General features: G+C 68.4%; 29 protein-coding genes and 1 pseudogene. 23 read left to right on the top strand and 7 right to left on the bottom strand.

Features of this window, described 5'->3' with window-relative positions:
• A pseudogene (gene mnmA / locus VNT59_RS04195) lies at positions 1-223 on the bottom strand (tRNA 2-thiouridine(34) synthase MnmA); the annotation flags it as partial.
• A gap of 73 nt (positions 224-296) precedes the next feature.
• Between mnmA and VNT59_RS04200 the strand changes: the two are divergent.
• Positions 297-1,052, top strand: a complete 756-nt coding sequence (locus tag VNT59_RS04200) for an SDR family oxidoreductase (RefSeq protein WP_325496933.1) — start codon at positions 297-299, stop codon at positions 1,050-1,052.
• A 41-nt stretch (positions 1,053-1,093) separates the two neighbouring features.
• On the top strand, positions 1,094-2,080 hold the full coding sequence (locus tag VNT59_RS04205) for a tripartite tricarboxylate transporter substrate binding protein (protein WP_325496935.1): 987 nt from the start codon (positions 1,094-1,096) through the stop codon (positions 2,078-2,080).
• Here the strand turns inward: VNT59_RS04205 and VNT59_RS04210 are convergent, their stop codons facing one another.
• Positions 2,081-2,563, bottom strand: a complete 483-nt coding sequence (locus VNT59_RS04210) for an NUDIX hydrolase (RefSeq protein ID WP_325496936.1) — start codon at positions 2,561-2,563, stop codon at positions 2,081-2,083.
• Positions 2,564-2,603: 40 nt separating this feature from the next.
• On the opposite strand from VNT59_RS04210, the gene VNT59_RS04215 reads away from it, so the two are divergent.
• On the top strand, positions 2,604-3,200 hold the full coding sequence (locus VNT59_RS04215; protein ID WP_325496938.1) for a diguanylate cyclase: 597 nt from the start codon (positions 2,604-2,606) through the stop codon (positions 3,198-3,200).
• Here the strand turns inward: VNT59_RS04215 and VNT59_RS04220 are convergent.
• Positions 3,163-3,885: a hypothetical protein gene (locus tag VNT59_RS04220; RefSeq protein ID WP_325496940.1), complete on the bottom strand. Its 723-nt coding sequence runs from the start codon at positions 3,883-3,885 to the stop codon at positions 3,163-3,165. The two genes, VNT59_RS04215 and VNT59_RS04220, sit on opposite strands and share 38 nt — an antisense overlap.
• Before the next feature lie 318 nt (positions 3,886-4,203).
• On the opposite strand from VNT59_RS04220, the gene VNT59_RS04225 reads away from it, so the two are divergent.
• The 10 genes from VNT59_RS04225 (at position 4,204) to VNT59_RS04270 (ending at position 16,713) form a co-directional block, all read left to right on the top strand.
• Complete coding sequence (locus VNT59_RS04225; protein ID WP_325496942.1) at positions 4,204-5,865, top strand: Re/Si-specific NAD(P)(+) transhydrogenase subunit alpha; 1,662 nt, start codon at positions 4,204-4,206, stop codon at positions 5,863-5,865.
• Between the two features lie 10 nt (positions 5,866-5,875).
• Positions 5,876-7,288 carry a Re/Si-specific NAD(P)(+) transhydrogenase subunit beta gene (pntB, locus tag VNT59_RS04230; RefSeq protein WP_325496987.1) on the top strand — a complete coding sequence of 471 codons (1,413 nt, stop codon included), beginning with the start codon at positions 5,876-5,878 and terminating at the stop codon, positions 7,286-7,288.
• Positions 7,289-7,484: 196 nt separating this feature from the next.
• Entirely contained in the window at positions 7,485-9,170 is a 1,686-nt protein-coding gene (locus VNT59_RS04235; protein WP_325496944.1) for a long-chain-fatty-acid--CoA ligase, read from the top strand.
• A 72-nt stretch (positions 9,171-9,242) separates the two neighbouring features.
• Positions 9,243-10,253, top strand: coding sequence for an ABC transporter permease subunit (locus tag VNT59_RS04240; RefSeq protein ID WP_325496946.1), 1,011 nt, complete (start codon positions 9,243-9,245; stop codon positions 10,251-10,253).
• 6 nt (positions 10,254-10,259) lie between these two features.
• Positions 10,260-11,165: an ABC transporter permease subunit gene (locus tag VNT59_RS04245; protein WP_325496948.1), complete on the top strand. Its 906-nt coding sequence runs from the start codon at positions 10,260-10,262 to the stop codon at positions 11,163-11,165.
• 149 nt (positions 11,166-11,314) lie between these two features.
• Positions 11,315-12,334: an ABC transporter ATP-binding protein gene (locus VNT59_RS04250; RefSeq protein ID WP_325496950.1), complete on the top strand. Its 1,020-nt coding sequence runs from the start codon at positions 11,315-11,317 to the stop codon at positions 12,332-12,334.
• Complete coding sequence (locus VNT59_RS04255; protein WP_325496952.1) at positions 12,331-13,407, top strand: dipeptide ABC transporter ATP-binding protein; 1,077 nt, start codon at positions 12,331-12,333, stop codon at positions 13,405-13,407. The genes VNT59_RS04250 and VNT59_RS04255 overlap by 4 nt, the downstream gene beginning before the upstream one ends.
• Positions 13,408-13,459: 52 nt before the next feature.
• Positions 13,460-15,061, top strand: coding sequence for an ABC transporter substrate-binding protein (locus VNT59_RS04260; RefSeq protein WP_325496954.1), 1,602 nt, complete (start codon positions 13,460-13,462; stop codon positions 15,059-15,061).
• A 91-nt stretch (positions 15,062-15,152) separates the two neighbouring features.
• The gene (locus tag VNT59_RS04265; RefSeq protein ID WP_325496956.1) at positions 15,153-15,869 is read left to right on the top strand and encodes a 5'-methylthioadenosine/adenosylhomocysteine nucleosidase; all 717 of its coding nucleotides are present in this window, start codon (positions 15,153-15,155) and stop codon (positions 15,867-15,869) included.
• A 130-nt stretch (positions 15,870-15,999) separates the two neighbouring features.
• A complete protein-coding gene (locus VNT59_RS04270) occupies positions 16,000-16,713 on the top strand; it encodes a hypothetical protein (RefSeq protein WP_325496958.1) in 714 nt (237 codons plus the stop codon).
• A 7-nt stretch (positions 16,714-16,720) separates the two neighbouring features.
• Here VNT59_RS04270 and corA read toward each other — a convergent pair whose 3' ends face one another.
• The 3 genes from corA to VNT59_RS04285 form a co-directional block, all read right to left on the bottom strand.
• Positions 16,721-17,710, bottom strand: coding sequence for a magnesium/cobalt transporter CorA (corA, locus tag VNT59_RS04275; protein WP_325496960.1), 990 nt, complete (start codon positions 17,708-17,710; stop codon positions 16,721-16,723).
• 187 nt (positions 17,711-17,897) lie between these two features.
• Positions 17,898-18,386, bottom strand: a complete 489-nt coding sequence (locus tag VNT59_RS04280; RefSeq protein WP_325496962.1) for a DUF421 domain-containing protein — start codon at positions 18,384-18,386, stop codon at positions 17,898-17,900.
• Positions 18,379-19,002 (bottom strand): isochorismatase family cysteine hydrolase, encoded by a 624-nt coding sequence (locus VNT59_RS04285; protein ID WP_325496963.1) that lies wholly within the window; start codon positions 19,000-19,002, stop codon positions 18,379-18,381. The genes VNT59_RS04280 and VNT59_RS04285 overlap by 8 nt, the downstream gene beginning before the upstream one ends.
• A gap of 178 nt (positions 19,003-19,180) precedes the next feature.
• On the opposite strand from VNT59_RS04285, the gene VNT59_RS04290 reads away from it, so the two are divergent.
• The 5 genes from VNT59_RS04290 to hprK all read left to right on the top strand — a co-directional run bounded on the left by VNT59_RS04290 (position 19,181) and on the right by hprK (position 21,805).
• The gene (locus tag VNT59_RS04290) at positions 19,181-19,372 is read left to right on the top strand and encodes a hypothetical protein (RefSeq protein ID WP_325496965.1); all 192 of its coding nucleotides are present in this window, start codon (positions 19,181-19,183) and stop codon (positions 19,370-19,372) included.
• 21 nt (positions 19,373-19,393) lie between these two features.
• Positions 19,394-19,564: a hypothetical protein gene (locus tag VNT59_RS04295; RefSeq protein ID WP_325496967.1), complete on the top strand. Its 171-nt coding sequence runs from the start codon at positions 19,394-19,396 to the stop codon at positions 19,562-19,564.
• A 355-nt stretch (positions 19,565-19,919) separates the two neighbouring features.
• Entirely contained in the window at positions 19,920-20,249 is a 330-nt protein-coding gene (gene hpf, locus VNT59_RS04300; RefSeq protein WP_325496969.1) for a ribosome hibernation-promoting factor, HPF/YfiA family, read from the top strand.
• Between the two features lie 134 nt (positions 20,250-20,383).
• The gene (locus VNT59_RS04305) at positions 20,384-20,851 is read left to right on the top strand and encodes a PTS sugar transporter subunit IIA (protein WP_325496971.1); all 468 of its coding nucleotides are present in this window, start codon (positions 20,384-20,386) and stop codon (positions 20,849-20,851) included.
• 3 nt (positions 20,852-20,854) lie between these two features.
• Complete coding sequence (gene hprK, locus VNT59_RS04310) at positions 20,855-21,805, top strand: HPr(Ser) kinase/phosphatase (protein WP_325496973.1); 951 nt, start codon at positions 20,855-20,857, stop codon at positions 21,803-21,805.
• A 10-nt stretch (positions 21,806-21,815) separates the two neighbouring features.
• Here hprK and fur read toward each other — a convergent pair whose 3' ends face one another.
• Positions 21,816-22,292: a ferric iron uptake transcriptional regulator gene (gene fur / locus VNT59_RS04315; RefSeq protein ID WP_325496975.1), complete on the bottom strand. Its 477-nt coding sequence runs from the start codon at positions 22,290-22,292 to the stop codon at positions 21,816-21,818.
• A 70-nt stretch (positions 22,293-22,362) separates the two neighbouring features.
• On the opposite strand from fur, the gene VNT59_RS04320 reads away from it, so the two are divergent.
• From VNT59_RS04320 to leuS, 5 genes are all read left to right on the top strand, one after another.
• Positions 22,363-22,914 (top strand): outer membrane protein assembly factor BamE, encoded by a 552-nt coding sequence (locus VNT59_RS04320; RefSeq protein ID WP_325496977.1) that lies wholly within the window; start codon positions 22,363-22,365, stop codon positions 22,912-22,914.
• Between the two features lie 10 nt (positions 22,915-22,924).
• A complete protein-coding gene (gene dapB, locus VNT59_RS04325) occupies positions 22,925-23,746 on the top strand; it encodes a 4-hydroxy-tetrahydrodipicolinate reductase (RefSeq protein ID WP_325496979.1) in 822 nt (273 codons plus the stop codon).
• Positions 23,747-23,790: 44 nt separating this feature from the next.
• Positions 23,791-24,447 (top strand): MotA/TolQ/ExbB proton channel family protein, encoded by a 657-nt coding sequence (locus VNT59_RS04330; protein WP_325496981.1) that lies wholly within the window; start codon positions 23,791-23,793, stop codon positions 24,445-24,447.
• A gap of 12 nt (positions 24,448-24,459) precedes the next feature.
• A complete protein-coding gene (locus VNT59_RS04335) occupies positions 24,460-24,903 on the top strand; it encodes a biopolymer transporter ExbD (RefSeq protein WP_325496983.1) in 444 nt (147 codons plus the stop codon).
• A 53-nt stretch (positions 24,904-24,956) separates the two neighbouring features.
• Positions 24,957-26,824, top strand: a 1,868-nt coding sequence (gene leuS, locus VNT59_RS04340; RefSeq protein WP_325496985.1) for a leucine--tRNA ligase, incomplete at its 3' end; no start/stop codon positions are given.

Raw genomic sequence — 26,824 nt, forward strand, 5'->3', positions numbered from 1 at the left:
CGGCGAAGTTGACGTGCTCGATCTCGATCCCCAGCACGTCGGCGACGCTGGCCGCGTCCACGAAGTCCTGGTTGGACGAGCAGTATTCGCTGTCGTCGTCGTCTTCCCAGTTCTTCATGAAGATGCCGACCACCTCCCAGCCCTGCTGCTTGAGCAGGTGCGCGCTCACCGCGGAGTCGACGCCCCCGCTGAGACCGACGACGACGCGCGGCTTGCTTCCCATTTGTGGGATTATCCCAACCCTTCCATGGGCCTGCGGGGTGCGGGCCCATGCGCCGCCCATCGAAAGGAAGCACATGGATCTGCAATTGAAGGACAAGACCGCGCTCGTCACCGGCGCCAGCGTCGGCATCGGCCGCGCCATCGCCAAGGCGCTGGCGGCCGAGGGCGTGCGGGTGGCGGTGGCCGCCCGGCGCGTGGACAAGCTGCAGGACCTGGCCGCGGAAATCGTGGCGGCCGGCGGCGCCGCGCCGGTCCTGATCGGCTGCGACCTCTATCAGAGCGACGCCGCCCGGCAGCTGGCGCAGGCCGCCTTGCAGGGGCTGGGCCACGTCGACATCCTGGTGAACAACGCCGGGGGCTCGCGCAGCTTCAAGGACCTGCACGTGAGCGAGGAGGCCTGGCAGGAGGCCATGACGCTCAACTTCCATCGGCCGCGCCAGGTGGCCGACGCCCTGATCGACCAGATGGTCGCGCGCGGCTGGGGCCGCATCGTCAACATCACCGGCAAGAGCGAGCCCGAGCACATCAACGGCGCCTTCTGCGCCAAGGCCGGCATCCACAGCTGGGCCAAGGGGCTGTCACGCATGGTGGGCAAGCACGGCGTCACCGTCAACTGCATCCCGCCGGGACGCATCCACTCCGAGCAGATCCTGCGCAACTACACGCCCGAGTACCGGGCCTGGCAATCGGAGCACGAGATTCCGGTCGGCCGCTACGGCGAGCCGGAGGAACTGGCGGACCTGGTGTGCTTCCTGGCCTCGCCGCGGGCCGGCTACATCACCGGCGCCGTGATCCCGGTCGATGGGGGTTTGCGCAAGTACCAATTCTGAGGCCCGCGGCGTAAGCTCTTCCACGCAAGGAGAAGAGCGTCATGAGTGCATTTCCGTCCCTCAACCGCCGGCACTGGATCGCCGGCACCGCCGCCGCCCTGGCATGGCCCGCCGCGCATGCGGACGGCGCCTGGCCCGCCAAGCCGGTGCGGCTGCTGGTGCCGTTCGCCCCCGGCGGCACGTCCGAGATTGTCGCCCGCTCGGTGGCGGCGGAGCTGACCAAGCAGACCGGCCAGAACGTCTACGTGGAGAACAAGCCCGGCGGTGCCGGGGTGGTGGCGATGGTCGAGGCCGCCAAGGCGGCGCCCGACGGCCACACGCTGATCCTGGGGCATGTCGGCACGCTGGCCGTCAATCCCTACATGCTGGCGAACCAGCCCTACGACGTGAACCGGGACTTCCTGCCGGTGACGCTGCTGGCCAAGGTGCCGAACGTGTTCGTGATCCACCCGGATGTGCCGGCGAAGAACTTCAAGGAGTTCGTCGCCTACGTCAAGGCCAATCCCGGCCGGCTCAATTACGGCTCGGCCGGCAATGCCAGCGCCGGGCACCTGGCAATGGAATACCTGAAGCTGGTGACGGGCATGTTCATCACGCACATTCCCTACCGCGGCACCGGGCCGCAGCTCACCGACCTGCTGGCCGGGCGGACCCAGGCGTCGTCGGCCGGCATGCCGGCCCTGGGCGCGCACATCCGCGCCGGCAAGCTGCGCGCCATCGCGGTGGGCACGCAGCAGCGCATCCCGGCGCTGCCCGACGTGCCGACGGTGGCCGAGATGGGCTACCCGGACTTCGAGACCTCGCAGTGGTACGGCCTGCTGACGCCGGCCGGCACCCCGCCGGACGTGGTCAGGAAGATCCAGCAGGAGTCGTTCAAGGCGCTGAAGTCGAACGCGGTGACGGAGCGCTTCGCGACCGACAACGCGGTGGGCGGCGGCGGCCCCTCGGCCGAGTTCGCCGCGTTCATCCGCCGCGAGCAGCAGATCTGGAGCGACATCGTCAAGCGCGCGCAGATCCGCGCCGACTGATCACGCCGGCTGCCGCCAGATGCTCTCGTCGGTCTGGAGCAGCGACAGCGGGTGCCGGATGCCGGCCAGGTAGTCCTCCATGCAGCGCAGCACCAGCGGGCTGCGGTGGCGGGCGGCGCTCGCCCGCAGCTCGTCCGGCGTGAGCCAGTGGGTGGCGACGATGCCCTGGTCCAGGCGGCGCCGCGGATCGCGCGCGCCGACCTGGCCGCAGAAGGTCAGGCGCAGGTAGGTGACGTCGTGGCCGGCGGGCCGCTGGAAGCGCGCCAGGTACACGCCCACCAGCGCCGTCGGGGTGAACGCGTGGGCGGTTTCCTCCAGCATCTCGCGCACGCAGGCCTGCTCGGGCGACTCGCCGGGCTCGAGGTGGCCGGCCGGGTTGTTCAGGCGCAGGCCCTCGCTGGTTTCTTCCTCGACCAGCAGGAAGCGGCCGTCCTGCTCGACCACCGCTGCCACCGTGACGCTCGGCTTCCATCGTTGCTGCATCGCCCGATTATTGCCACGCGCCGCGCGCCGCTGGGCCACAATGCGCGAAAACACCGAGCCGATGCCGGAAGCCGCCCGCGCCCTCCTGATGTACGTCGTGTTCCCGGTCTGGGTGGCGGCGGGCTTCGCCGACTGGGCCTGCCACCGCCGCACCCGCATCGCCCAGACCAGCGGGCTGCGGGAAAACCTGCTGCATCTGCTGCTGTTCGCCGAGATGGGCGCCGGCATCGTGGCCGTGGTCCTGCTTGAGATCAATGCCGCCGTCCTGCTGCTGGCCCTGGTGCTGTTCGCGGTGCACGAACTCACCGTCTACTGGGACCTGCACTGGAGCGTGCCGCGGCGCGAGGTCGGGCCGTTCGAGCAGATGGTGCACAGCTTCATGGAGATCCTGCCGCTGGCTTCGATCGGCCTGCTGGCCGCCCTGGCGTGGCCGCAGGCGCTGGCCCTCGCGGGGCTCGGTGCCGAGCCGGCCGACTGGTCGCTGCGCTGGAAGTCGCAGCCGCTGCCGCCGGGCATGCTGCTCGCCGGGCTGGCGCTGTCGGTCGTGTTCAATGCCGTGCCGCTGGCCCAGGAGACCTGGTCCTGCGTGCGCTGGCGCCTCAGGCTTCGTACTCGTGGGAGCCCTGGACCCACATGAACGACTGCAGGTCGATCATGTCGCGGGGCTTGAAGCCGGGCCGCCGGTCGAGGTCGCGCTGGATGATGGCCGCGAAGGTGAGCAGCGAACGGTAGACGGCCCAGCAGGGCTCCGGACGGTACTCGAAGTCGAAGCCGTAGCTGCGCGCGGCGCGGCGGGTGACCATCGGCTTGAGGAACAGGTGCTTGTCAGGCCGGGCGAGGAAGCCGAACACCGTGACGATGGGCCAGGTGAGCACCCGGGTCTGGCGGCGCGGCAGGTCGGCGACCGCCTGCACCCAGTCCGCGAACTTGCGCTGCGGCGAGCCGCGCCCCCACAGGAACGCGTACAACTCGGTCGCGAACAGCCGGGCGCCGGCCGGCGTCTTCAGCGCGTCGCGCAGCGCCATCTTCTCGAACGAGAACAGCAGGTTGGTGCGCGATTCGACGCGGACCGCGAGGTCGGCGATGCGCCGGAACTCGCCGCGTGCCAGCAGCTTGCGGAATTCGGCCGGGCCCAGTTCGGCCTGCCACTCGAGGTGGGCGCGCTCCTTGTAGGCGCGCTCGGCGACCAGGTAGGTCTCGTCGGTGAAGCCGTCCGGGTAGAACAGCTCGAAGTTGCGGCGGCATCGTTGCGCGCCGAGGTAGCTGACGTTGCTGGCGCGGGCGCCGGTGCCGGGGTAGGGAAGGGATGCGAGGCGTGCCATGAAGGCAGTTTTTGGCCTCGGCCAACCTCAGCAACGTCGGACGGGACCTCGCGCCCGTGTAGGAGTCGCACCGGCGGCGCCGGGCGGAGCGCGGCCGTGGCCTGCCGCCGCAGCGCTGGGCGCCGCAGCGTTCCGCATGCTGGGACCCAGATTCACGGGTAAGTGCGGTGGATCAAAAAGCCGTAGTTCTGTTCCGGTTACTGTTGCGCACAGGACGGACCAGAGGGGCTCGTTCCATCAACCGGACCTGGGCAGACCGCACAGTCAGGTAAGCTCGAGTCGAAACAACCGTTTCATTTTCATCGAGGAGAGACGTCCATGCTGATAGGCGTTCCTGCCGAAACAACGGCGGGGGAAACCCGTGTTGCCGTCACACCCGAGACGGCCAAGAAGCCGTTGCTGATCGGCGTTCCGAAGGAAACCGCGGCCGGCGAGAAGCGCGTCGCGACCGTTCCCGAAGTGGTGGAAAAGCTCGTCAAGCTGGGCTTCTCGGTGGCCGTGCAAAGCGGCGCGGGCGACGCCGCGAATTTCAGCGATGACAGCTATCGCGCGGCAGGCGCCGAGGTCATCGACGGCGCCGCCCGGTTGTTCGCGGCGGCCGACATGGTGTTCAAGATCGGCGTGCCCACGCCCGAGGAAGTCGGCTTGATGCATGCCGGCCAGACCCTGATCACCTTCATCTGGCCGGCGCAGAACCCGGAACTGATGAAGCAGCTGGCGGACAAGAAGGTCACCGTGCTGGCCATCGACTCGCTGCCGCGCACGCTCTCGCGCGCCCAGAAGATGGACGCGCTGACCTCGCAGGCCGGCGTGGCCGGCTATCGCGCCGTCATCGAAGCCGCCAACGCCTTCGGCCGCTTCTTCGCCGGCCAGATCACCGCCGCGGGCAAGGTGCCGCCGGCCAAGGTCTTCATCGCCGGCGCGGGCGTCGCCGGCCTGGCCGCGATCGGCACCGCCGTCGGCCTGGGCGCCATCGTGCGCGCCAACGACACCCGGGCCGAAGTGGCCGACCAGGTCACGTCGATGGGCGGCGAGTTCGTCAAGGTCGACTACGAGGAGGAAGGCTCCGGCGGCGGCGGCTACGCCAAGGTCATGAGCGAAGGCTTCCAGCAGGCCCAGCGCGAGATGTACGCCAAGCAGGCCCGCGAGGTGGACATCATCATCACCACCGCGCTGATTCCCGGCAAGCCCGCGCCCCGGCTGATCACCGCCGAGATGGTGCAGAGCATGAAGCCGGGCAGCGTCATCGTCGACATGGCGGCCGAGCGCGGCGGCAACTGCGAGCTGACCGAGCCCGGCCAGGTGGTGGTGAAGCACGGCGTCACGATCGTCGGCTACACCGACCTGGCTTCGCGGCTGGCCAAGCAGTCGTCGACGCTGTACGCCACCAACCTGTTCCGCCTGACCGAGGAGCTGTGCAAGACCAAGGACGGCACCATCGACGTCAACATGGACGACGACGCCATCCGCGGCCTGACCGTGATCAAGAACGGCGAAGTCACCTGGCCGCCGCCGGCGCCCAAGGTGGCCCCGACGCCGGCGGCCAAGCCGGCCGCGGCGGCGGCCGCGCCCGCCGCCAAGAAGGGGCACGGCCATGGCGCCGCCAGCGAACCGATGGCGGGCAGCAAGCTGGCCATCATGTTCGGCGTCGCTGCCGCGCTGTTCTGGTTCGTCGGCGCTAACGCGCCGACGGCCTTCCTGGCGCACTTCACGGTGTTCGTGCTGGCCTGCTTCGTCGGCTACATGGTGGTGTGGAACGTGACGCCGGCGCTGCACACGCCGCTGATGAGCGTGACCAACGCGATCTCCAGCATCATCGCGATCGGCGCGCTGGTGCAGATCGCGCCGCCGCTGGCCGGTGGCGCCGCGCCCGACCAGTGGATACGCTGGCTCGCGGTGGGCGGCATCGTGCTCACGGCCGTGAACATGTTCGGCGGCTTCGCCGTGACCCAGCGCATGCTCGCGATGTTCCGCAAGTAGGAGAACCATGATGACCGCAAATCTGGCAACCGGCTCCTACATCGGGGCGACCATCCTCTTCATCCTCAGCCTCGGCGGCCTGTCCAACCCCGAGACCTCGCGCCGCGGCAACCTGTACGGCATGATCGGCATGGCCATCGCCGTGCTGGCCACGGTGTTCGGTCCGCGCGTCACGCCGGCCGGCATCCCCTGGATCATCGGCGCGATGGTGGTCGGCGGCGCCGTCGGCCTCTACGCCGCCAAGATCGTCAAGATGACGCAGATGCCGGAGCTGGTGGCGCTGATGCACAGCCTGGTCGGCCTCGCCGCCTGCCTGGTGGGTTTCGCCTCCTACATCGACACCTCGAGTCCGCTGGCCGGCGCCGAGAAGACCATCCACGAGCTGGAGATCTACATCGGCATCCTGATCGGCGCGGTGACCTTCTCCGGTTCGCTGATCGCCTTCGGCAAGCTCAACGGCAAGATCGGGGGCTCGCCGCTGCTGCTGCCGGCGCGCCACTGGATCAACCTGGTGGGTCTGCTGGTGGTGATCTGGTTCGGCCGTGAGTTCATCAGCGCCCACAGCATCCAGGCCGGCATGACGCCGCTGCTGGTGATGACCGTGATCGCGCTGCTGTTCGGCGTCCACATGGTGATGGCCATCGGCGGCGCCGACATGCCGGTGGTGGTCTCCATGCTCAACAGCTACTCCGGGTGGGCCGCGGCGGCGACCGGCTTCATGCTGTCGAACGACCTGCTGATCGTGGTCGGCGCGCTGGTCGGCTCCTCGGGCGCGATCCTGTCGTACATCATGTGCCGCGCGATGAACCGCAACTTCATCAGCGTCATCGCCGGCGGCTTCGGCACCGGCGGCGGCGCCGCGGCGCCCAAGGGCGACGCCGCGCAGCCGGCCGGTGAGGTGGTGCCGGTCAGCGCCGCGGAAACGGCGGAACTGCTCAAGGATGCCAAGAGCGTGATCATCGTTCCGGGCTACGGCATGGCGGTGGCGCAGGCCCAGCACACGGTGTACGAGATCACCAAGCACCTGCGCGAGAAGGGCGTCAACATCCGCTTCGGCATCCACCCGGTGGCGGGCCGCATGCCCGGTCACATGAACGTGCTGCTGGCCGAAGCCAAGGTGCCCTACGACATCGTGCTCGAGATGGACGAGCTCAACGAGGACTTCCCGGAGACCGATGTCGCCATGGTGATCGGCGCCAACGACATCGTGAACCCGGCGGCGCAGGACGATCCCACCAGCCCGATCGCCGGCATGCCGGTGCTGGAAGTCTGGAAGGCCAAGACCTCGATCGTCATGAAGCGAAGCATGGCCTCGGGCTACGCGGGCGTCGACAATCCGCTGTTCTACAAGGAGAACAACCGGATGCTGTTCGGCGACGCCAAGAAGATGCTCGACGAGGTGCTGGCCGCGTTGCGGACCTGAGACCGGGCGGCCGCAGCCACGGCGGCGGCCGGCCACCGAAACGCGCGTGCGCGGCCCTGGCGGCCGCGCTCTCGTTTGGTGGCCGCCGCGCGGGCGCCGCGGGCGGCCGGGCGACGCATCGCCAGAGTGGACAATAGCGGCGCCGGCACCGGCCGGCACGGGACATGCGCCAGCTGCCTGGCGTCGGAGCAGAACAATGAACGAGACCGCGAATCGCCCCTGGCTTTCCTCCTACCCCGCCGGCGTTCCCGCCGACGTCGACGCGTCGCAGTACCAGTCGCTGGTGCAGCTGATGGAGGAGAGCTTCCGCGCCTACGCCGACCGGCCGGCGTACAGCTTCATGGGCAACGACGTGAGCTTCGGCCAGACCGACGCCGCGAGCCGCGCGTTCGCCGCCTACCTGCAGGGGCTGGGCCTGGCCAAGGGCGACCGCGTGGCGCTCATGATGCCGAACGTGCCGCAGTACCCGGTGGCCGTCGCCGCCGTCCTGCGCGCCGGCCTGGTGGTGGTGAACGTCAATCCGCTGTACACCCCGCGCGAGCTCGAGCACCAGCTGAAGGACTCGGGCGCCAAGGCGATCGTCATCGTCGAGAACTTCGCCAACACGCTGCAGCAATGCATCGCCGCCACCTCGGTCCGGCACGTGGTGCTGGCGGCGATGGGCGACCAGCTCGGGCTGGTCAAGGGCACCATCGTCAACTTCGTGGTGCGCAAGGTCAAGAAGATGGTGCCGGCCTATTCGCTGCCGGGCGCCGTGCGCTTCAACCATGCGCTGGCCAAGGGAGCGGCCGGCGCCTTCCGCAAGCCGGAGATCCAGGCCGACGACGTGGCGGTGCTGCAGTACACCGGCGGCACCACCGGCGTGTCCAAGGGCGCGGTGCTCCTGCACCGCAACATCATCGCCAACGTGCTGCAGTCGCAGTTGTGGAACCAGCCGGTGATGGACAAGGTGCCGGCGGGCGAACAGCCCACCGCGGTGTGCGCACTGCCGCTGTACCACATCTTCGCCTTCACGGTGGGCATGATGCTGTCGATGCGCACCGGCGGCAAGCTGATCCTGATTCCCAATCCGCGCGACCTCGCGGGGGTGCTGCAGGAACTCTCGAAGCACACCTTCCACAGCTTCCCGGCCGTCAACACCCTGTTCAACGGCCTGGCGCACCATCCCGATTTCAACAAGGTGAACTGGAAGAACCTGAAGGTCTCGGTGGGCGGCGGCATGGCGGTGCAGGGCGCCGTGGCCAAGCTCTGGCTGGAGAAGACCGGCTGTCCGATCTGCGAGGGCTACGGCCTCTCGGAGACCTCCCCGTCGGCGAGCTGCAATCCGACGACCAGCACCGAGTTCACGGGAACGATCGGCGTGCCGCTGCCGGGCACCTGGATGAAGTGCATCGACGACGAAGGCAACGAGGTGCCGGTCGGGCAGGCCGGCGAGATCGCGATCAAGGGCCCGCAGGTGATGGCCGGCTACTGGCAGCGCCCCGACGAGACGGCCAAGGTCATGACGGCGGACGGCTACTTCAAGAGCGGCGACATCGGCGTCATGGATGCACGCGGCTACTTCAGGATCGTCGACCGCAAGAAGGACATGGTGCTGGTCTCCGGCTTCAACGTGTACCCGAACGAGGTCGAGGACGTCGTCGCCCAGCTCGATGGCGTGCTCGAATGCGCGGTCGTCGGCGTGCCCGACGAGAAGACGGGCGAGGCCGTGAAGCTGGTGATCGTGCGCAAGGACCCGCACCTCACCGAGGAGAAGGTGCGCGAGTTCTGCCGCGCGAACCTCACCGGCTACAAGCAGCCGCGGGTGATCGAGTTCCGCGCCGACCTGCCCAAGACGCCGGTCGGCAAGATCCTGCGGCGCGAGCTGCGCGACGCGAAGTAGGGCCCCGCGCCCGAACGTTGCGTCCAGCCAGACGAGCCGACCAGACCACCTTCGAGAACCCGACCCACCCGCATGCTCAGATTCCTGTTCACCCGCGTCGCGCTGATCGTCCCGACCTTCATCGGGATGACGCTGCTCGCGTTCTTCCTGATCCGGCTGGTGCCGGGCGATCCGATCGAAACGATGGCGGGCGAGCGCGGCATCGACGCCGCCCGCCACGCCCAGCTGCTCAAGGAGTTCGGGCTCGACCGGCCGCTGATGGTGCAGTACGGCATCTACATCGGCCGCGTGCTGCACGGCGACCTGGGCCGCTCGATCATCACCCACGAGCCGGTGATCCGCGAGTTCGCCGCGCTGTTTCCGGCCACCGTGGAACTGGCGGTCTGCGCCATCCTGTTCGCGCTGATCCTGGGCATCCCGGCCGGAATCATCGCCGCCGTGCGCCGCAATTCCGTGTTCGACCACGGCGTGATGGCGACCTCGCTCACCGGCTACTCGATGCCGATCTTCTGGTGGGGCCTGCTGCTGATCCTGCTGTTTTCGGTGCAGCTCGGCTGGACGCCGGTGTCCGGCCGGATCGCCGTGGAGTACTTCATCGAGCCCACCACCGGCTTCCTGCTGGTGGATTCGCTGCTCACCGGCGACAAGGGCGCGTTCTGGTCGTCCTTCAAGCACCTGATCCTGCCGATGATCGTGCTGGGCACCAACCCGCTGGCGGTGGTGGCGCGGATGACGCGCTCGGCGATGCTGGAGGTGCTCGGCGAGGACTACATCCGCACGGCGCGCGCCAAGGGCCTGCCGCCGTTCAAGGTGGTGGGAGTGCACGCCTTGCGCAACGCGCTGATCCCGGTCGTGACGGTGATCGGACTGCAGGTGGGCGTGCTGTTCACCGGCGCGATCCTGACCGAGACGATCTTTTCCTGGCCGGGGGTGGGCAAGTGGCTGATCGAGGCGATCAACCGCCGCGACTATCCGGTGCTGCAAGGCGGCATGCTGCTCCTGGGCGTGGTCGTGATGCTCGTGAACCTGCTGGTCGACGTCACCTACGGCATCATCAACCCCCGCATCCGGCAGGCGCGCTGACCTGACATGAGTACCTCCATCTCTTCTCCCGCGATGGTCGAGGCCGGCACGCCGCCCGGGCCGCTGCGCGAACTCTGGCTCGCGTTCTCCGCGAACAAGGGCGCGCTCGCCGGCCTGATCGTCGTGCTCGGCCTGCTGCTGCTCGCGCTGTTCGCGCCGTGGGTCGCCCCGCACGCGCCGGACACCACCAACGCCGCCGCCTTCCTCAAGCCGCCGGTCTGGCAGGCCGGCGGCTCGGCGCAGTACCTGCTGGGCACCGACGCGATCGGCCGCGACATCCTCTCGCGGCTGATCCACGGCGCCCGCCTGTCGCTGTCGATCGGGCTGGCCGTGGTGCTGATGTCGGTGGCCGCGGGGATCGTGCTGGGCCTGATCGCCGGCTTCGCGCGCGGCATCGTCGAGATCGCGATCATGCGGCTGATGGACATCATCCTGACCCTGCCCAGCCTGCTGCTGGCGATCGTGATCGTCGCCATCCTCGGGCCGGGGCTGGTGAACGCGATGCTGGCGGTGGCGGTGGTGGTGCTGCCGCACTACGTGCGCATCACGCGCGCCGCCGTCATCGCCGAGGTGTCCAAGGACTACGTCACCGCCGCCCGCATCAGCGGGGCCGGCACGCTGCGCCTGATGTTCAGCGAGGTGCTGCCCAATTGCGCCGCGCCGCTGATCGTGCAGGCCTCGCTGGGCGTCTCGACGGCGATCCTCGACGCGGCGGCGCTGGGCTTCCTGGGGTTGGGCGCGCAGCCGCCGTCGCCCGAATGGGGAACGATGCTGGCCGACGCGCGCGAGTTCGTGCTACGCGCGTGGTGGGTCGTGACCTTCCCCGGGCTGGCCATCCTGGTCGCCGTGCTGGCGTTCAACCTGATGGGTGACGGCCTGCGTGATGCCCTCGACCCGAAACTGAAGCGATGAAGAAAGACCCAACAGCCGAACGCAGAGGGCGCGGAGAACGCAAAGGACGCAGAAGGAATGCAGTGAAATATGAACTTCCTTCCTGACTTGCTCTTGCGTCCTCTGCGTACCCTCCGCGTGCTCTGCGTTCGGCTGTTGGGTTCAAGCGTATGCCACTTCTAGAAATCGAAGACCTCCACGTCGAATTCCCGACCCAGGGCAGCGTCATGCGCGCCGTCGAAGGGGTCAGCCTCACGCTCGACGAAGGCGAGGTGCTGGGCATCGTCGGCGAATCGGGCTCGGGCAAGAGCGTCGCCATGATGGCCGTCATGGGCCTGATCGCCGCACCGGGCCGGGTGCGCGCCAGGCGGCTGCGTTTCGCCGGCCACGACCTGCTGGGCATCTCCGACAAGGAGCGCCGGCGGCTGGTGGGCAAGGACATGGCCATGATCTTCCAGGAGCCGACCACCAGCCTGAACCCGTGCTTCACCATCGGCTACCAGCTGGTGGAGGCGCTGCGGCTGCACTCGCCGCTCAGCAAGGAAAGCGCACGGCGGCGCGCCATCGAGCTGCTGGAGCAGGTCGGGATTCCCGCCGCGGCGAGCCGCCTCAACGAGTATCCGCACCAGATGTCGGGCGGCATGAACCAGCGCGTGATGATCGCGATGGCGATTTCCTGCAACCCGCGCCTGTTGATCGCCGACGAGCCGACCACGGCGCTGGACGTCACGATCCAGGCGCAGATCCTCGACCTCCTGCGCAACCTGCAGCGCGAGCGCGGCATGGCGCTGGTGCTGATCACCCACAACATGGGCGTCGTGAGCGAGATGGCCCGCCGCGTCGCCGTCATGTACGCCGGGCAGGTGATGGAGCAGCGGCCGGTCGCCGAGCTGTTCGCCGACCCGCAGCATCCGTACACCGAAGCCTTGCTCGCCGCGCTGCCCGAGCGCGGCCCCGCCGGGCACCGCCTCGCGACCATCCCGGGCGTGGTGCCGGGCGTCTTCGACCGGCCGACCGGCTGCCTGTTCGCGCCGCGCTGCGCCTATGCCACCGCGCACTCGATGGCGGTGCGCCCCGAACTGCGCGACTGGCAAGGCGGGCAGGTGCGCTGTCACTACCCGCTGGGCGACCCGCAGCGGCGGGCGGCGATCGAGCGCGACCTGCCGGTGCGCGTGGAGGCCGCGGCATGAGCCCCGTGCTGCCGCCCGAAGGGGCGAATCCCCTCCCGCAGGGACCGGGCCGCGGGCCCGAGGGCGTGTCGACGAGCGCGGTGGTCGAGGCCAAGGACCTGCGGCAGGTCTACACCATCCGGCGCGGCCTGCTCAGGGCACCGGGGCACCTGCAGGCGGTGGGCGGCGTGTCGTTCGCCATCGAGCCGGGTCGCACGCTGGCCGTGGTCGGCGAGTCCGGCTGCGGCAAGTCGACGCTGGCGCGGATGGTGTCGCTGATCGAAAAGCCGGTCGGCGGCACGCTGACGATCGACGGAACGGACGCGGTGGCGACTCCGGCGTCGGCGCGGCGGCGCCTGCGGCAGGCGGTGCAGCTGGTGTTCCAGAACCCGTACGGTTCGCTCAATCCGCGCAAGAAGATCAGCGCGGTGCTGGAAGCGCCGCTGGAGATCAACACCTCGCTGACGAAGCCGGAACGCGCCGAGCGGGCGCGCGCGATGCTGGCCCAGGTCGGCCTGCGGCCCGAGCACGCCAACCGCTACCCGCACATGTTCTCGGGCGGCCAGCGCCAGCGGATCGCCATCGCCCGGGCGCTGATGCTCAGTCCCAAGCTGCTGGTGGCGGACGAGCCGGTGTCGGCGCTCGACGTGTCGATCCAGGCCCAGGTGCTCAACCTCCTGGCGGACCTGCAGCAGCAGCTGCAGCTGGCCTACCTGTTCATCTCGCACGACCTGGCGGTGGTGCGGCACATCGCCCACGAGGTGCTGGTGATGTATCTGGGCCACGTGATGGAGCAGGGGCCCAAGGCGCTGATCTTCGAGCGGCCATCGCACCCGTACACGCAGGCGCTGCTGGCGTCCACGCCCGGCGTCGGCCCGCGCAACGTGCAGCGCATCGTGCTCCAGGGCGAGCTGCCGTCGCCGCTGAACCCGCCCAGCGGCTGCGTCTTCTCCAGCCGCTGCCCGTATGCCGTGGCGCGCTGCCGCGCCGAGCGCCCGTTGCCGCGCCAGGTCGACGGCCGCATCAGTGCCTGCCACTTCGCCGAGCAATTCCTTCAACAGGGTTTCCCCTCACCGGCGGCTGCCGATAATTGACGTTCCCCCACAGCCGGCCACAAGCCGCAACAACAACCGAAAAGGAGCTTCCATGAGACTGTCCCCTCACCGCATCCAGTTGGCCGTCGCCGCGTTGGTGCTGGCCACGGCCGGCGCCGCCGGCGCCAAGACGCTGGTGTTCTGCTCGGAAGGCAGCCCGGAGAATTTCTACCCCGGGGTCAACACGACCGGCACCTCGTTCGACGGCAACGAGCCGATCTACAACCGCATCGTCGAGTTCGAACGCGGCGGCACCAAGGTCGTGCCGGGGCTGGCGGAGAAGTGGGACATTTCGGCCGACGGCAAGACCTACACCTTCCACCTGCGCAAGGGCGTGAAGTGGCACAGCCACCGCGCGTTCAAGCCGAGCCGCGACTTCAACGCCGACGACGTGATCTTCGGCTTCGAACGCCAGTGGAAGGAAGCCAATCCCTACTACAAGGTGACCAGCTCCAACCACTCGTACTTCAACGACATGGGCATGCCCAAGTTGCTGAAGTCGGTGGAGAAGGTCGACGAGTACACGGTGCGCATCGTGCTGGACAAGCCGGAAGCGCCGTTCCTCGCGAACCTGGCGATGCCGTACGCCGCGATCCAGTCCAAGGAATATGCCGACGCGATGCTCAAGGCCGGCACGCCCGAGAAGATCGACCAGGAGCCGATCGGCACCGGGCCGTTCTACCTGGTGCAGTACCAGAAGGACGCCGTGATCCGCTACAAGGCGTTTCCGCAGTACTGGGGCGGCAAGGCCAAGATCGACGACCTCGTGTACTCGATCACGCCCGACGCTTCCGTGCGCTGGGCCAAGCTGCAAAAGGGCGAGTGCCACGTGATGCCGTACCCGAACCCGGCCGACCTGGACGCGATCCGCAAGGACCCGAACGTGCAGGTCCTGGAGCAGGCCGGCCTGAACGTCGGCTACCTTGCGTACAACACGCAGAAGAAGCCGTTCGACGACGTGCGGGTGCGCAAGGCCCTCAACATGGCGATCAACAAGAAGGCGATCCTCGACGGCGTGTTCCTGGGCACCGGGGTGGCCGCCAAGAACCCGATCCCGCCGTCGATGTGGTCGTACAACGACGCCATCAAGGACGACCCGTACGATCCGGAAGGCGCCAAGAAGCTGCTGGCGCAGGCCGGCTACCCGAACGGGCTGGCCACCGACCTGTGGGCGATGCCGGTGCAGCGGCCGTACAACCCGAACGCGCGCCGCATCGCCGAGCTGATGCAGGCCGACCTGGCGAAGATCGGCGTCAAGGCCGAGATCAAGAGCTTCGAGTGGGGCGAATACCGCAAGCGCATGCAGGCCGGCGAGCACCAGATGGGCATGCTCGGCTGGACCGGCGACAACGGCGATCCGGACAATTTCCTGCACACGCTGCTCGGCTGCGACTCGGCCAAGACCAACGGCTCCAACGTGGCGAAGTTCTGCTACCAGCCGTTCGAGGACGCCGTGCTCAAGGCCAAGACCGTGTCCAAGCAGGCCGACCGGGAGGCGCTGTACAAGCAGGCGCAGGTGATCTTCAAGGAGCAGGCGCCCTGGTTCACCATCGCGCACGCGGTGCAGCTCAAGCCGATCAGCAAGAAGGTCATCGACTTCAAGCTCTCGCCGTTCGGCCGGCACAACTTCTACGGTGTCGACATCGCCAACTAGGAACGCCGCGCGTGTTCGCTCTGGCCTGACCAGAGCCAGGAAGCCCGGCCCAGCCGGGCTTCCTGCATTGGGCGCCATGCACAATCGCTGCATGCGTACCGCCATCGTTTCCGCCATGCACGAAGAACTCGCGGCCGTCCTGGCGCTGATGCCGGACGAGCAGCGGCAACGCGTCGCGGGGCGTGACTTCTGGATCGGGCACCTGCACGGCCAGCAGGTGGTGGCTGTGCTCTCGCGCATCGGCAAGGTGGCGGCGGCGACCACGGCGACGGCGCTGATCGAGCGGTTCGACGTCGGCTCGATCGTCTTCACCGGCGTCGCCGGCGGGCTGGCGCCGGGCGTGCAGGTCGGCCACGTGGTGGTCGCGGACAGCTTCCTGCAGCACGATCTCGATGCCTCGCCGATCTTTCCCCGGTACGAGGTCCCGCTGTACGGCACCAGCCGCTTCGCCACCGATGCGGCCCTGACCGAACGGCTGGCCGCCGCGGCGCAGCTGGCGCTGCCCGATGCGATCCTGCACCGCGGCCTGATCGTCAGCGGCGACCGGTTCGTCGCCACCACGGCCGAAAGCCGCGCGCTGCAGTCCGACCTGCCGCAAGCCCTGGCGGTCGAAATGGAAGGCGCCGCGATCGCCCAGGTCTGCCACGACTACGGCGTTCCATTCGCCGCCGTCCGCACCATTTCCGACCGCGCCGACGACGAGGCGCATGTCGACTTCCTGCGTTTCATCCGCGAAGTCGCCAGCCGCCATTCGGCCGCCGTGGTGGAAGCGCTGCTGCGGGCGGGCCAGCCAGGCCCGGCCGCTTGATCTGCCGCAAGCCGTGCTCGTTTGCCGGCCATGACGGCCGCCGGCCCCGTTTACATGAGAGTCATTCGCATCTAGACTGCCTCCGGCGAGCTGAACAGTGGCCGCCATTCAATCTCGAGAGGAAAGCCAGATGAAGAACGCGATGCGGCGGGCCGCCAAACCGGTCACCACCGTGCTGCCGGCATTACATGGAGTGTGGGCACTGACTCTTGGCGTGCTCGCCAGCGGTTCGGCGGTCGCGGCGGGGGGCCACCATGCCCTGGACGACGCGGCGATCCTGGAGCCGGGCGCCTGCCAGGTCGAAAGCTGGTTCACGCGCGCCAGGGCCGACGAACGGCTGCTGCACCTGGGCACCGGCTGCCGGGTGGGGCCGGTGGAGCTGGGGATCGCGGCCGAACCGGCCCGCGTCGGCGGCAGCAGCGAGGCCGGCTACCAGGCCCAGGTGAAGTGGGCGACCGAACTCGTACCCGGCCTGCAGGCCGGGGCCTCGGTCAACGCCGGCTGGGCGGCCCACGCCCGGCCGCGCTACCAGGCGACGACGGTCGCCGGCCTCCTCAGCTGGTTTCCGCGCGAGGACCTCGCTTTCCACCTGAACCTGGGCCGCGACTTCGTGCGCGAGGGCGATGACCACGACCGCTCGGGGGTGTCGGTGGAGTGGACCGCGCGGCCCGGCTGGTCGCTGACGGCGGAGCGCTACCTGGAGGCCGGAAGCCACCTCGCGCGGGCCGGCGTGCGCTGGGCCATCGACGCGGCCTGGAGCGTGGACCTGAGCCGCGCGCAACGCCTCAGCGGCCCCGTGCCGTCGACCTGGACCCTGGGCGCGACCTGGCAGTTCGCGCGCTGACGGCCGCCTAACGCAGCCAGCCGCGCCGGCGGAAGTACCACATCGGCACCAACGCGCTGGCGACCATCAGCGCCAGCACGTAGGGGTAGGCCGCCGGCCCGAACAGCTCCAGTTCCGGGAACTTGAGGTTCATGCCGTAGATGCTGGCGATCAGCGTCGGCGGCAGCAGGGCGACGCTGGCCACCGAGAAGATCTTGATGATCTTGTTCTGGTTGATGTTGATGAAGCCGACGGTGGCGTCCATCAGGAAGTTGATCTTGTCGAACAGGAACGCCGTGTGGTTGTCCAGCGACTCGATGTCGCGCAGGATCTGTCGCGCCTCCTCGAACTGGCCGGCGCTGAGCATCCGGCTGCGCATCATGAAGCTCACCGCTCGCCGGGTGTCCATCACGTTGCGGCGGATGCGGCCGTTCAGGTCCTCCTGGCGGGCGATCGCGCCCAGCACCTCGCCGGCCAGCGTGTCGGTCACCTCGCCGGCCAGCACCTGGCGGCTGACCTTCTCGAGCTCGTCGTAGATGCCTTCCAGCGCATCGGCCGAATACTCGGCATCCGCGTCGAACAGCTTCAGCAGCACTTCCTTCGCATCCTCGATCAGGCCCGGGGCGCGCCGCGCGCGCAGCCGCAGCAGCCGGAACACCGGCACGTCCTCGTCGTGGATCGAAAACAGCACGCCCTTGCTCTTGAGGGCGTCGTTCATCAGGTTGAGGATGAAGGCCACGCGCACCGTGCGCGGTTCTTCGTCGTCGGCGATCAGGAAGTCGCTGCGGATGTGCAGTTCGCCGTTGTCTTCCTCGTAGAAGCGCGCGGACTCCTCGATGTCCTCGTCCATCGCGTCTTCCGGAATGGACAGGCCGAAGTACTGCTTGATCCAGCGCTTCTCCTCGACGCTCGGCGCTTCGAGGTCGACCCAGATCGGCTGGAATTTGGAGAGCTCTTCCAGCGACTCGATCTCTTCCTGGAAGAGCCGGCCGTTGGCGAGCGTGAAGACATTGAGCATGGGCTCATTCCCGTGGGTGTTGACTGGTGGTGTTGTGGGGGCGCGCTTTCAACACCTGGCACGGGGCGTTGAAAGCTACCGACTCGGGTAGGTTTCCACGGAGGATCTCCGCCAATTGCGACCGCGCGATTATGCCGTGACCATGCTGCAGAAGGCCAGCAGTTCCTCCGCGCGCGAAGCCCCGCGGCTAGCCGTCCTTGCGCTTGACCACGCTGATCTCGCCGTCGTTCTCCATGGTCGCCGACTTCACCTCGCCGAGCGCGTCGATCCCCTGTTCGCGCAGCTTGGCCATCAGCTCGGCCACGGTGATGAACTCGTGCCGCATGTTCCGCCGCAGCAGGCGGCCGTTGCGCACCAGCGGCAGCGGGCGGGCGACCAGGAGCCGGCTCACCGCCGGATATTCGAACGCCATCCAGTCGACCAGCCAGTTCCAGCCCGCCAGGGTCGCCACCAGGATGCAGGCATCGGTCACCGATTCATAGCTGCCGGCCATGCCGTTCTGCGAGGCGTCCGCGATCAGCATCAGCAGCAGCGCGTCGGCGATGCCGATCGAGCCCACGTCGCGGCGCAGCACGAAGCGAAAGAGCAGGAACAGAAACCAGTACATGGCAGTGCCCCGCACCACCAGTTCCAGCGGATTGACGGTCAGCCGGAAGATCTCGGCCAGGTCAGGCACGCGCGCTCCCAGCGCCCCTGGCGCGCCGCGCGCGGGTGGAGCGCGCCGTGTCGCACTTGAACACGTTGGCCATGTAGGCGAGGCTGGCCGCCTTGGCCGCCTCCGACTCCGCCGCGGTGCAGTCCGACGGCACCCAGAGCCGGTACTCGCGCAGGAAGGCGTCGCCGGCGGTCAGCTGCACGCATATGTCGGTGGCCAGGCCGCAGATCACCAGTTCGCTGGCGCGCATCCCTGTGAGCAGCAGGTCCAGCGGCGAGGCGAAAAAGGCGGAATGCCGCGGCTTGAGGATGGCGAGGTCGCCGGCCTGCGGGTACAGCAGCCTGGCGATCTCGCCGGCCGGACCTTCCATGCCCACGCAGGTCGCCACCATCGAGTGGAAGTCCGAGTGCCACACGCCGTAGTTGTCGTTGGCGAAGATGGTGACCACGCCTTCGGCGGTGAGCCGCTGCTTGAGCCCGGCGGTCGCGCGCGCCGCCGCCACGGCCGGCGGGGCCAGATGCTCGCCGCCGGGGAAATCGAGCGGATTGATGAAGTCGACCAGCAACAGCACGCGGTCGCTGCGCGGCAGCTGCACCGGCTTCAGGCCGGAGGGCGGAACGGGGGCGGGCGTGGGCATGCCAGGCATTCTGGTGCAGCCTCAGCAGCGGCGGGGGTCGTCCGTGCTCACAGATGAAGCAGGACGATTCCTACAGCTCAGCACCAAGCTGTCCGACATACCGGTTGAGGCGACCCCCCTAGATTTGCACTTGTCCACCCGGCTCCGGACAGGAGTCGGGGTTCCCAAGGAGTTTTCCATGATCCAGCTGGCGAACGACCCGAACGCAAGCCGCACGAGCTACCACCCCGCCCAGCGCGACGGCAAGGGAGCGACTTTCGACGACCGCCGCGGCCGTACCGGCCACGCCTGGCCGTTTCTCAGCCGCTATGCGGCCCGGCCGTCCCAGCAGCAAGGCCAGAAACCCACAGCCAGCGACAGCGGCAGCTGATCGCACCGGCAGGAGCGCACCATGAGCAAAGAACCCAAGTCCCCGAACCGCATCGTCGACACCCCGCGCGACAAGCCGATGGGCGAGCGCACGGAACACGCCAACCTCGAGCGCCCGGGCGCGCAGGCCCACCCCAGGGCGGCGAGCGGCTGGAACCATCCCGACCCGGTCGCGGCCTGGCGCTTGCGCTGAGCCGGCACCACCGCAGGTGGTCAAAAGCGGCCCCCGAGGGGCCGCTTTTTCTTTGGGCGATCGAAACCCGGCTTGATGACGGCCGCAAGCGGGATACAAGAAGGCAGCCGGCAGGCGCGCCCGGAGCGACCACAGACCAGGCAAGCCGGCCGGGCGGCGCGGCCCATAACCACCCATCGTACAAGCGTTCGGCGGCCCCGACAAAGGGTTTCACTTCGCCTCCGGCGCTCACGGAAATGGATTGCTTTTCGAAGGGGTGCGGCGCATAGTGGTTTCGACGCTTTGACGCATCAGGTTCCAGCGCCCGGCCCCGGGGGGCCGGCATCAACCGAGAGCAGCAACAAGGAGGTTACGCATGAACTTGACGATCAGCGGTCACCATCTCGCAGTCACTCCCGCACTGAGAAATTACGTGACCACCAAGCTTGATCGCATCACTCGCCATTTCGACCAGGTCGTCGGCATCAAGGTGCTGCTGACGGTGGAAAAGCAAAAGGAAAAGGAGCGAAGACAACGAGCCGAATGTCGCATCCACGTGAAGGGCAACGACATGTTCGCCGAGAGTTCGCATGAAGACCTCTACGCCGCGCTGGACGAACTGGTCGACAAGCTCGACCGGCAGGTCTGGAAGCACAAGACCCGCATGCAGGACCATCACCACGACCCCCAGAAGCGCCTGAACTGAGCGCCCGACACACCAGCCGCCGCCAGGCGGCTTTTTTTTGTGGCCCGGCCCGGCCGGTGCCGTCCACGGCCGGGCCGGGCTGTCCGTTTTTCATGCAGTGCACCCCCGGTGCATAATCGAAAACCCTGCCAACTATGAACCGCCTCGCGTCCATCCTGCCCGCCGCGCAAGTGCTCGTGAACGTCGACGCGACGAGCAAGAAGCGCGCATTCGAAGAGGCCGGGCTCCTGTTCGAGAACCTGCACGGCCTGTCGCGGGCGCTGATCACCGACAGCCTGTTCGCGCGCGAGCGGCTCGGCTCCACCGGTCTCGGCCACGGGGTGGCCATTCCGCACGGCCGGATCAAGGGCCTGAAGGCGCCGATGGCCGCCCTGTTCCGGCTGGCCCAGCCGATCGGCTTCGATGCGCCGGACGAGCAGCCCGTCAGCCTGCTCATCTTCCTGCTGGTGCCCGAGGCGGCCACCCAGAAACACCTGGAAATCCTGTCCGAGATCGCCGAGCTGCTGAGCGACGCGCCGCTGCGCGAGAAGATCAAGGCGAGCACCGACGCCGCCGAACTGCACCAGCTGATCGCCACCTGGCAATCGGCCCAGCCCGTCTAATCAGTGAAACCGACCGTCGTCAGCGCGGACGTCCTGTTCGAAGACCACCGCGCCCAGCTCAAGTGGGAATGGATTGCCGGCCTCGGCGCGTCGGAGCGGCGCTTCGACGAGATCGCGGTGCGCGCCGCGCGATCCGGCGCCGACCTGGTCGGCTACCTCAACTACATCCACCCGTACCGGGTGCAGATCCTCGGCGAACGCGAGATCGCCTATCTCACCAACGGCACCGCGGAAGACTGCGCGCGCCGCATCGCACGCATCGTGACGCTGGAGCCGCCGGTGCTGGTGCTCACGGACAACCAGGTGGCGCCCGACGCGCTGCTGTCGATGTGCGAGCGGGCGCAGATCCCGATGTTCTCCACCCACGAGCCGTCGGCGTTCGTGATCGACGTGCTGCGCGCCTACCTGTCCAAGCACTTCGCCGAGCGCACCTCGATGCACGGGGTGTTCATGGACATCCTGGGGCTGGGCGTGATGATCACCGGCGAGTCGGGCCTGGGCAAGAGCGAGCTGGGGCTGGAGCTGATCTCGCGCGGTAACGGCCTGGTGGCCGACGACGCGGTCGACCTGTACCGCATCAACCAGACGACGATCGAAGGCCGTTGCCCGGAGCTGCTGCAGAACCTGCTGGAAGTGCGCGGCATCGGCCTGCTCGACATTCGCGGGATCTTCGGCGAGACGGCCGTGCGCCGCAAGATGCGCCTGAAGCTGATCGTGCACCTGGTGCGGCGCGAGACGCTGGAGCGCGAATACGAGCGGTTGCCCTACGAGCCGCTCACGCAGGACGTGCTGGGCGTGCCGGTGCGCAAGGTCGTGATCCAGGTGGTGGCCGGCCGCAACATCGCCGTGCTGGTCGAAGCCGCCGTGCGCAACACCATCCTGCAGCTGCGCGGCGTCGACACTTACCAGGAATTCGTGGAGCGGCATCGCCGCGCCATGGAGCAGGACCAGTAGGGCCCGGCTGTCAGGACTTGCCGTCGCCTTCGTCGGGCAGCCGGTAGGTGGTCGGCGGGGAAGCGGGGCGATTCGGGCAGGGATTCTTGGTGCAATGGGCGTACAGGCTCAGCGCGTGGTCCGCGATCGCGAAGCCCTTGACCTTGGCGATCTCGTGCTGGCGGCGCTCGATCTCGGCGTCATAGAACTCCTCCACCCGGCCGCAATCGAGGCACACCATGTGGTCGTGGTGGGTCCCCTCGTTGAGCTCGTAGACGGCCTTGCCGCTTTCGAAATGGCTGCGGCTCAGGATGCCGGCCTGCTCGAACTGCGTGAGCACCCGGTACACGGTGGCCAGGCCGATGTCGGAGCGTTCCTCCAGCAGGACGCGGAACACGTCTTCGGCGGTCATGTGCCGCTGCGCGCCCTTGCGGAAGACGTCGAGGATCTTCAGCCGCGGCACCGTGGCCTTGAGGCCCGTGCTTTTGAGTTCGTCGATGTTCGTCATGGGATGCGCCGGCCGTCCGGCAAAGGGCTGCCGCTACAATCGTTTGATCATATCGCTACCCGGTTTGCCCATGCCCGCAACGCTCTTTCGTGCCGCCCGCCTGGGCCTGGTCCTGGCCGCCAGCGTGCTGGCCGGCGCCTGCGGCTCTTTCGACCACGTGAGCAATCGCATTGCCGGTTCCATCACGCCGTACAAGGTGGAGGTGGTCCAGGGCAACTTCGTCTCGCGCGAGCAGGTCAGCGCGCTCAAGCCCGGCATGAGCCGGCTGCAGGTGCGCGACATCCTCGGCACGCCGCTCATCACCGACGCCTTCCACGCCGACCGCTGGGACTACGTGTTCACGCTGAAGCGCCAGGGCGTCGAGCCGCAGGCGCGCCGCCTCACCGTCTTCTTCAAGGGCGACGTGCTCGACCGCCACGAAGGCGACGAAATGCCGACCGAGGCCGACTTCGTGGCGACCCTGGACAACAAGCGCAAGGGCGCCAAGGTGCCGGTGCTGGAAGCGTCGGAGGAACAGCTGAAGAAATTCTCGGCGGCGCACAGCGCGCCGGCGCCGGCCGCGCCGCCCGCCCCGCCGCCGGTATCCGCCGACTACCCGCCGCTCGAGCCGGCGGCGCGCTGAAGGCCGCGACATGGCGCAAGCACAGCAAGGCAAGCACCGGGTCGCCGTGGCCGGCGCCAGCGGCCGCATGGGCCACATGCTGATCGAGGCGCTGCGCGCCTCGGACGACTGCCAGCTGGCGGGGGCGATCGACATCCCCTCCAGCCCGGCGATCGGCAACGACGCGGCGGCGTTTCTCGGGCACGCCAGCGGCGTTCCGGTGCAGTCGGACGCGCGCGCCGCGCTGGCCCAGGCGCAGGTGCTGATCGACTTCACCCGGCCCGAAGGCACGATGGCGCATCTGCAGGCCTGCCGCGAGCGCGGCGTGAAGATGGTGATCGGCACCACCGGCTTCAGCGAAGGCCAGAAGGCGCAGATCGCCGACGCGGCGCGCGACATCGCGATCGTGATGGCGCCCAACATGAGCGTCGGCGTCAACGTCACCCTGAAGCTGCTGGAGATGGCGGCCAAGGCGCTGGCCACCGGCTACGACATCGAAGTGATCGAGGCCCACCACCGGCACAAGGTCGACGCGCCTTCCGGCACCGCCCTCAAGATGGGCGAGGTGATCGCCCACGCGCTCGGCCGCGACCTCAAGGACTGCGGCGTCTACGAGCGCCATGGCCACACCGGCGAGCGCGACCCGTCGACCATCGGGTTCGCCACCATCCGGGGCGGCGACATCGTCGGCGACCACACGGTGCTGTTCGCCGGCACCGGCGAGCGCATCGAGATCACGCACCGCTCGGCCAGCCGTGCCACGTACGCCCAAGGGAGCCTGCGCGCCGTGCGCTTCCTGGCCGGCCAGCGCAGCGGGCTGTTCGACATGTTCGATGTGCTCGGCCTGAAATAAGCCGGGCGCGCCGCCGACGCGGGCCTGCCGCGGGATGGGGAACCATGAGCCTGCTTCAACTGTTGGGTGAGGGAGATGCGGTCACCAGGGTCGTCGCCGTGCTGTTGCTGGCGATGTCGGTGGCCAGCTGGGTGGTGATTCTGTGGAAGGCTTGGCTGCTGCGTCGCGCCAGCCGCGACGTCGGCCGCAGCACCGCCGCGTTCTGGCAGGCGCCGTCGATCGGCGACGCACGCCAGCAGGTCGGCGCGTTCGACCGCGAGGCGCTGATCCTGCCGCTGATCGCCGCCACCCAGGCGGAGGCGCCCGGCTCCCTGGCGGCGGCCGGCGACCGCTCGCAGCAGCTCACGCGGCGCCTGCGCGACGCGCTCCACCTGGTGCTCGACAAGCTGCAGTTCGGGCAGGTGCTGCTCGCCACCGTCGGCTCCACGGCGCCGTTCGTCGGCCTGCTGGGGACGGTGTGGGGCATCTATCACGCGCTCACCGGCATCGCCGCGGCCGGCCAGATCACGATCGACAAGGTGGCCGGCCCGGTCGGCGAGGCGCTGATCATGACGGCGGCCGGCCTGGCGGTGGCGATCCCGGCCGTGCTCGGCTACAACGTGTTCGGGCGCGCGATCGGCCGCATCGAGGCCGACCTGGAGGGCTTTGCCCGCGACCTGCGCGAACTGCTCACCCAGCCGGCGGCCCCGGCCGGGCATTGAGGCCGGCGCGCGATGAGTTTCGGCCGACTCGAACGCACGCCCGGGCCGCAGCCCATGAGCGACATCAACGTGACGCCGCTGGTGGACGTGATGCTGGTGCTGGTGGTGATCTTCATCATCACGGCGCCGCTGCTGGCCAGCTCGATCCGGCTCGACCTGCCGCGCACCGACGCCGCCAAGCCGAACGAGGCGCCGGCCTTCGTCACGGTCGTGCTGGACAAGGCCGGCGGGACCTTTCTCGACGACCAGCCGCTGGAGGCGGCGCAACTGGCCCAGCGGCTGGCCGACGCCGCCCGCCGCAACCCCGACACGGAGGTGCAGCTGCGGGCGGACCAGAGCATTCCCTACGGCCGGGTGATGGAAGTGATGGGCGCGGCGCAGAAGGCCGGCCTGAACCGGATCGGCTTCGTCGCGCAGCCGGCGCCGGCCGCGCCGGCGGCGGCGCCCGCTCGCTGAGCGAACCGTAGAATCGCCATCTACGCCGGTGCTCACCTTCCGGCAGCCCTCCTATGCAAGAAAAATACACCCCCTCCGAGGTCGAGCGCGCGGCGCAGGCGGCGTGGACGGCCGCGGACGCCTACCGCGTGACCGAAGACGCCGGCAAGAAGAAGTTCTACGCCTGCTCGATGCTGCCGTATCCCAGCGGCAAGCTGCACATGGGCCACGTGCGCAACTACACCATCAACGACATGCTCACGCGCTACCTGCGCATGAACGGCTACAACGTGCTGATGCCGATGGGGTGGGACGCGTTCGGCCTGCCGGCCGAGAACGCCGCGTTGAAGAACGGCGTGCCGCCGGCCAAGTGGACGTACGACAACATCGCCTACATGAAGAAGCAGATGCAGGCGATGGGACTGGCGATCGACTGGTCGCGCGAGATCGCCACCTGCGACCCGTCGTACTACAAGTGGAACCAGTGGCTGTTCCTCAAGATGCTGGAAAAGGGCATCGCCTACCGCAAGACCCAGGTCGTCAACTGGGACCCGGTCGACCAGACGGTGCTGGCCAACGAGCAGGTGATCGACGGCAAGGGCTGGCGCACCGGCGCCGTGGTGGAAAAGCGCGAGATCCCGGGCTACTACCTCAAGATCACCGACTACGCCGAGGAACTGCTGGAGCACGTGCGCAACCGGCTGCCGGGCTGGCCGGAGCGCGTGAAGCTGATGCAGGAGAACTGGATCGGCAAGAGCGAGGGCGTGCGCTTTGCGTTCACGCACGGCATCCGCGATTTCGACGGTCACCTGATCGGCGACGGCAAGATGTACGTCTTCACGACCCGCGCCGACACCATCATGGGCGTGACCTTCGTGGCGGTGGCGCCCGAGCATCCGCTGGCCGCGCACGCCGCGCGGACCAACGCCAAGCTGGCGGCTTTCATCGACGAGTGCAAGAAGGGCGGCACGACCGAGGCCGAGCTGGCGCTGCGCGAGAAGGAAGGCCAGCCCACGGGGCTGGTGGTGTTCCACCCGCTGACCGGGGAGCCGGTCGACGTGTGGGTCGGCAACTACGTGCTCATGGGCTACGGCGACGGGGCCGTGATGGGCGTGCCGGGCCACGACGAGCGCGATTTCGCCTTCGCGCTGAAGTACAACCTGCCGATCATGCAGGTGGTGCACGTGGACGGCGAGCACTACGACTACAAGCAGTGGCACGACTGGTACGCCGACAAGGAGCACGGCGTCACGATCAACTCGGACATCTTCAGCGGCTTCTCGTACGAGGAGGCGGTGACCGCGGTGGCGCATGCCCTGCAGCAGAAGGGGCTGGGCGAGAAGAAGACCACCTGGCGGCTGCGCGACTGGGGCGTCAGCCGCCAGCGCTACTGGGGCACGCCGATCCCGATCATCCATTGCGACGAACACGGTGCCGTGCCGGTGCCGGAAAAGGACCTGCCGGTCGTGCTGCCGCAGGACTGCGTGCCCGACGGCTCGGGCAATCCGCTGAACAAGCGCGAGGATTTCCTCGCCTGCACGTGCCCGATCTGCGGCAAGGCCGCGCGGCGCGAGACCGACACGATGGACACCTTCGTGGACTCGTCGTGGTACTACATGCGCTACTGCGACCCGAAGAACGAGCGGGCGATGGTCGCCGAGGGCGCGGCGTACTGGATGCCGATGGACCAGTACATCGGCGGCATCGAGCACGCGATCCTGCACCTGCTGTATGCGCGCTTCTGGACCAAGGTGATGCGCGACTTCGGGCTGGTCAAGTTCGACGAGCCGTTCACGAAACTGCTGACCCAGGGCATGGTGCTGAACGAAACCTATTACCGTGAGGATGCGTCCGGCAAAAAGACCTGGTTCAATCCGGCCGACGTGGAACTGACCTTCGACGACAAGGGACGCCCGGTTGCCGCCGTGCTGAAGTCGGACGG

Source organism: Ramlibacter sp., assembly GCF_035554825.1.
Classification (GTDB): Bacteria; Pseudomonadota; Gammaproteobacteria; order Burkholderiales; family Burkholderiaceae_C; genus Ramlibacter.

Bases quoted from the DNA above. Each gene is read 5' to 3' on its own strand.
- VNT59_RS04200 (WP_325496933.1), top strand. From the start codon at position 297: ATGGATCTGCAATTGAAGGACAAGACCGCGCTCGTCACCGGCGCCAGC.
- VNT59_RS04205 (WP_325496935.1), top strand. From the start codon at position 1,094: ATGAGTGCATTTCCGTCCCTCAACCGCCGGCACTGGATCGCCGGCACC.
- VNT59_RS04210 (WP_325496936.1), bottom strand. From the start codon at position 2,563: ATGCAGCAACGATGGAAGCCGAGCGTCACGGTGGCAGCGGTGGTCGAG.
- VNT59_RS04215 (WP_325496938.1), top strand. From the start codon at position 2,604: ATGCGCGAAAACACCGAGCCGATGCCGGAAGCCGCCCGCGCCCTCCTG.
- VNT59_RS04220 (WP_325496940.1), bottom strand. From the start codon at position 3,885: ATGGCACGCCTCGCATCCCTTCCCTACCCCGGCACCGGCGCCCGCGCC.
- VNT59_RS04225 (WP_325496942.1), top strand. From the start codon at position 4,204: ATGCTGATAGGCGTTCCTGCCGAAACAACGGCGGGGGAAACCCGTGTT.
- pntB (WP_325496987.1), top strand. From the start codon at position 5,876: ATGACCGCAAATCTGGCAACCGGCTCCTACATCGGGGCGACCATCCTC.
- VNT59_RS04235 (WP_325496944.1), top strand. From the start codon at position 7,485: ATGAACGAGACCGCGAATCGCCCCTGGCTTTCCTCCTACCCCGCCGGC.
- VNT59_RS04240 (WP_325496946.1), top strand. From the start codon at position 9,243: ATGCTCAGATTCCTGTTCACCCGCGTCGCGCTGATCGTCCCGACCTTC.
- VNT59_RS04245 (WP_325496948.1), top strand. From the start codon at position 10,260: ATGAGTACCTCCATCTCTTCTCCCGCGATGGTCGAGGCCGGCACGCCG.
- VNT59_RS04250 (WP_325496950.1), top strand. From the start codon at position 11,315: ATGCCACTTCTAGAAATCGAAGACCTCCACGTCGAATTCCCGACCCAG.
- VNT59_RS04255 (WP_325496952.1), top strand. From the start codon at position 12,331: ATGAGCCCCGTGCTGCCGCCCGAAGGGGCGAATCCCCTCCCGCAGGGA.
- VNT59_RS04260 (WP_325496954.1), top strand. From the start codon at position 13,460: ATGAGACTGTCCCCTCACCGCATCCAGTTGGCCGTCGCCGCGTTGGTG.
- VNT59_RS04265 (WP_325496956.1), top strand. From the start codon at position 15,153: ATGCGTACCGCCATCGTTTCCGCCATGCACGAAGAACTCGCGGCCGTC.
- VNT59_RS04270 (WP_325496958.1), top strand. From the start codon at position 16,000: ATGAAGAACGCGATGCGGCGGGCCGCCAAACCGGTCACCACCGTGCTG.
- corA (WP_325496960.1), bottom strand. From the start codon at position 17,710: ATGCTCAATGTCTTCACGCTCGCCAACGGCCGGCTCTTCCAGGAAGAG.
- VNT59_RS04285 (WP_325496963.1), bottom strand. From the start codon at position 19,002: ATGCCCACGCCCGCCCCCGTTCCGCCCTCCGGCCTGAAGCCGGTGCAG.
- VNT59_RS04290 (WP_325496965.1), top strand. From the start codon at position 19,181: ATGATCCAGCTGGCGAACGACCCGAACGCAAGCCGCACGAGCTACCAC.
- VNT59_RS04295 (WP_325496967.1), top strand. From the start codon at position 19,394: ATGAGCAAAGAACCCAAGTCCCCGAACCGCATCGTCGACACCCCGCGC.
- hpf (WP_325496969.1), top strand. From the start codon at position 19,920: ATGAACTTGACGATCAGCGGTCACCATCTCGCAGTCACTCCCGCACTG.
- VNT59_RS04305 (WP_325496971.1), top strand. From the start codon at position 20,384: ATGAACCGCCTCGCGTCCATCCTGCCCGCCGCGCAAGTGCTCGTGAAC.
- fur (WP_325496975.1), bottom strand. From the start codon at position 22,292: ATGACGAACATCGACGAACTCAAAAGCACGGGCCTCAAGGCCACGGTG.
- VNT59_RS04320 (WP_325496977.1), top strand. From the start codon at position 22,363: ATGCCCGCAACGCTCTTTCGTGCCGCCCGCCTGGGCCTGGTCCTGGCC.
- dapB (WP_325496979.1), top strand. From the start codon at position 22,925: ATGGCGCAAGCACAGCAAGGCAAGCACCGGGTCGCCGTGGCCGGCGCC.
- VNT59_RS04330 (WP_325496981.1), top strand. From the start codon at position 23,791: ATGAGCCTGCTTCAACTGTTGGGTGAGGGAGATGCGGTCACCAGGGTC.
- VNT59_RS04335 (WP_325496983.1), top strand. From the start codon at position 24,460: ATGAGTTTCGGCCGACTCGAACGCACGCCCGGGCCGCAGCCCATGAGC.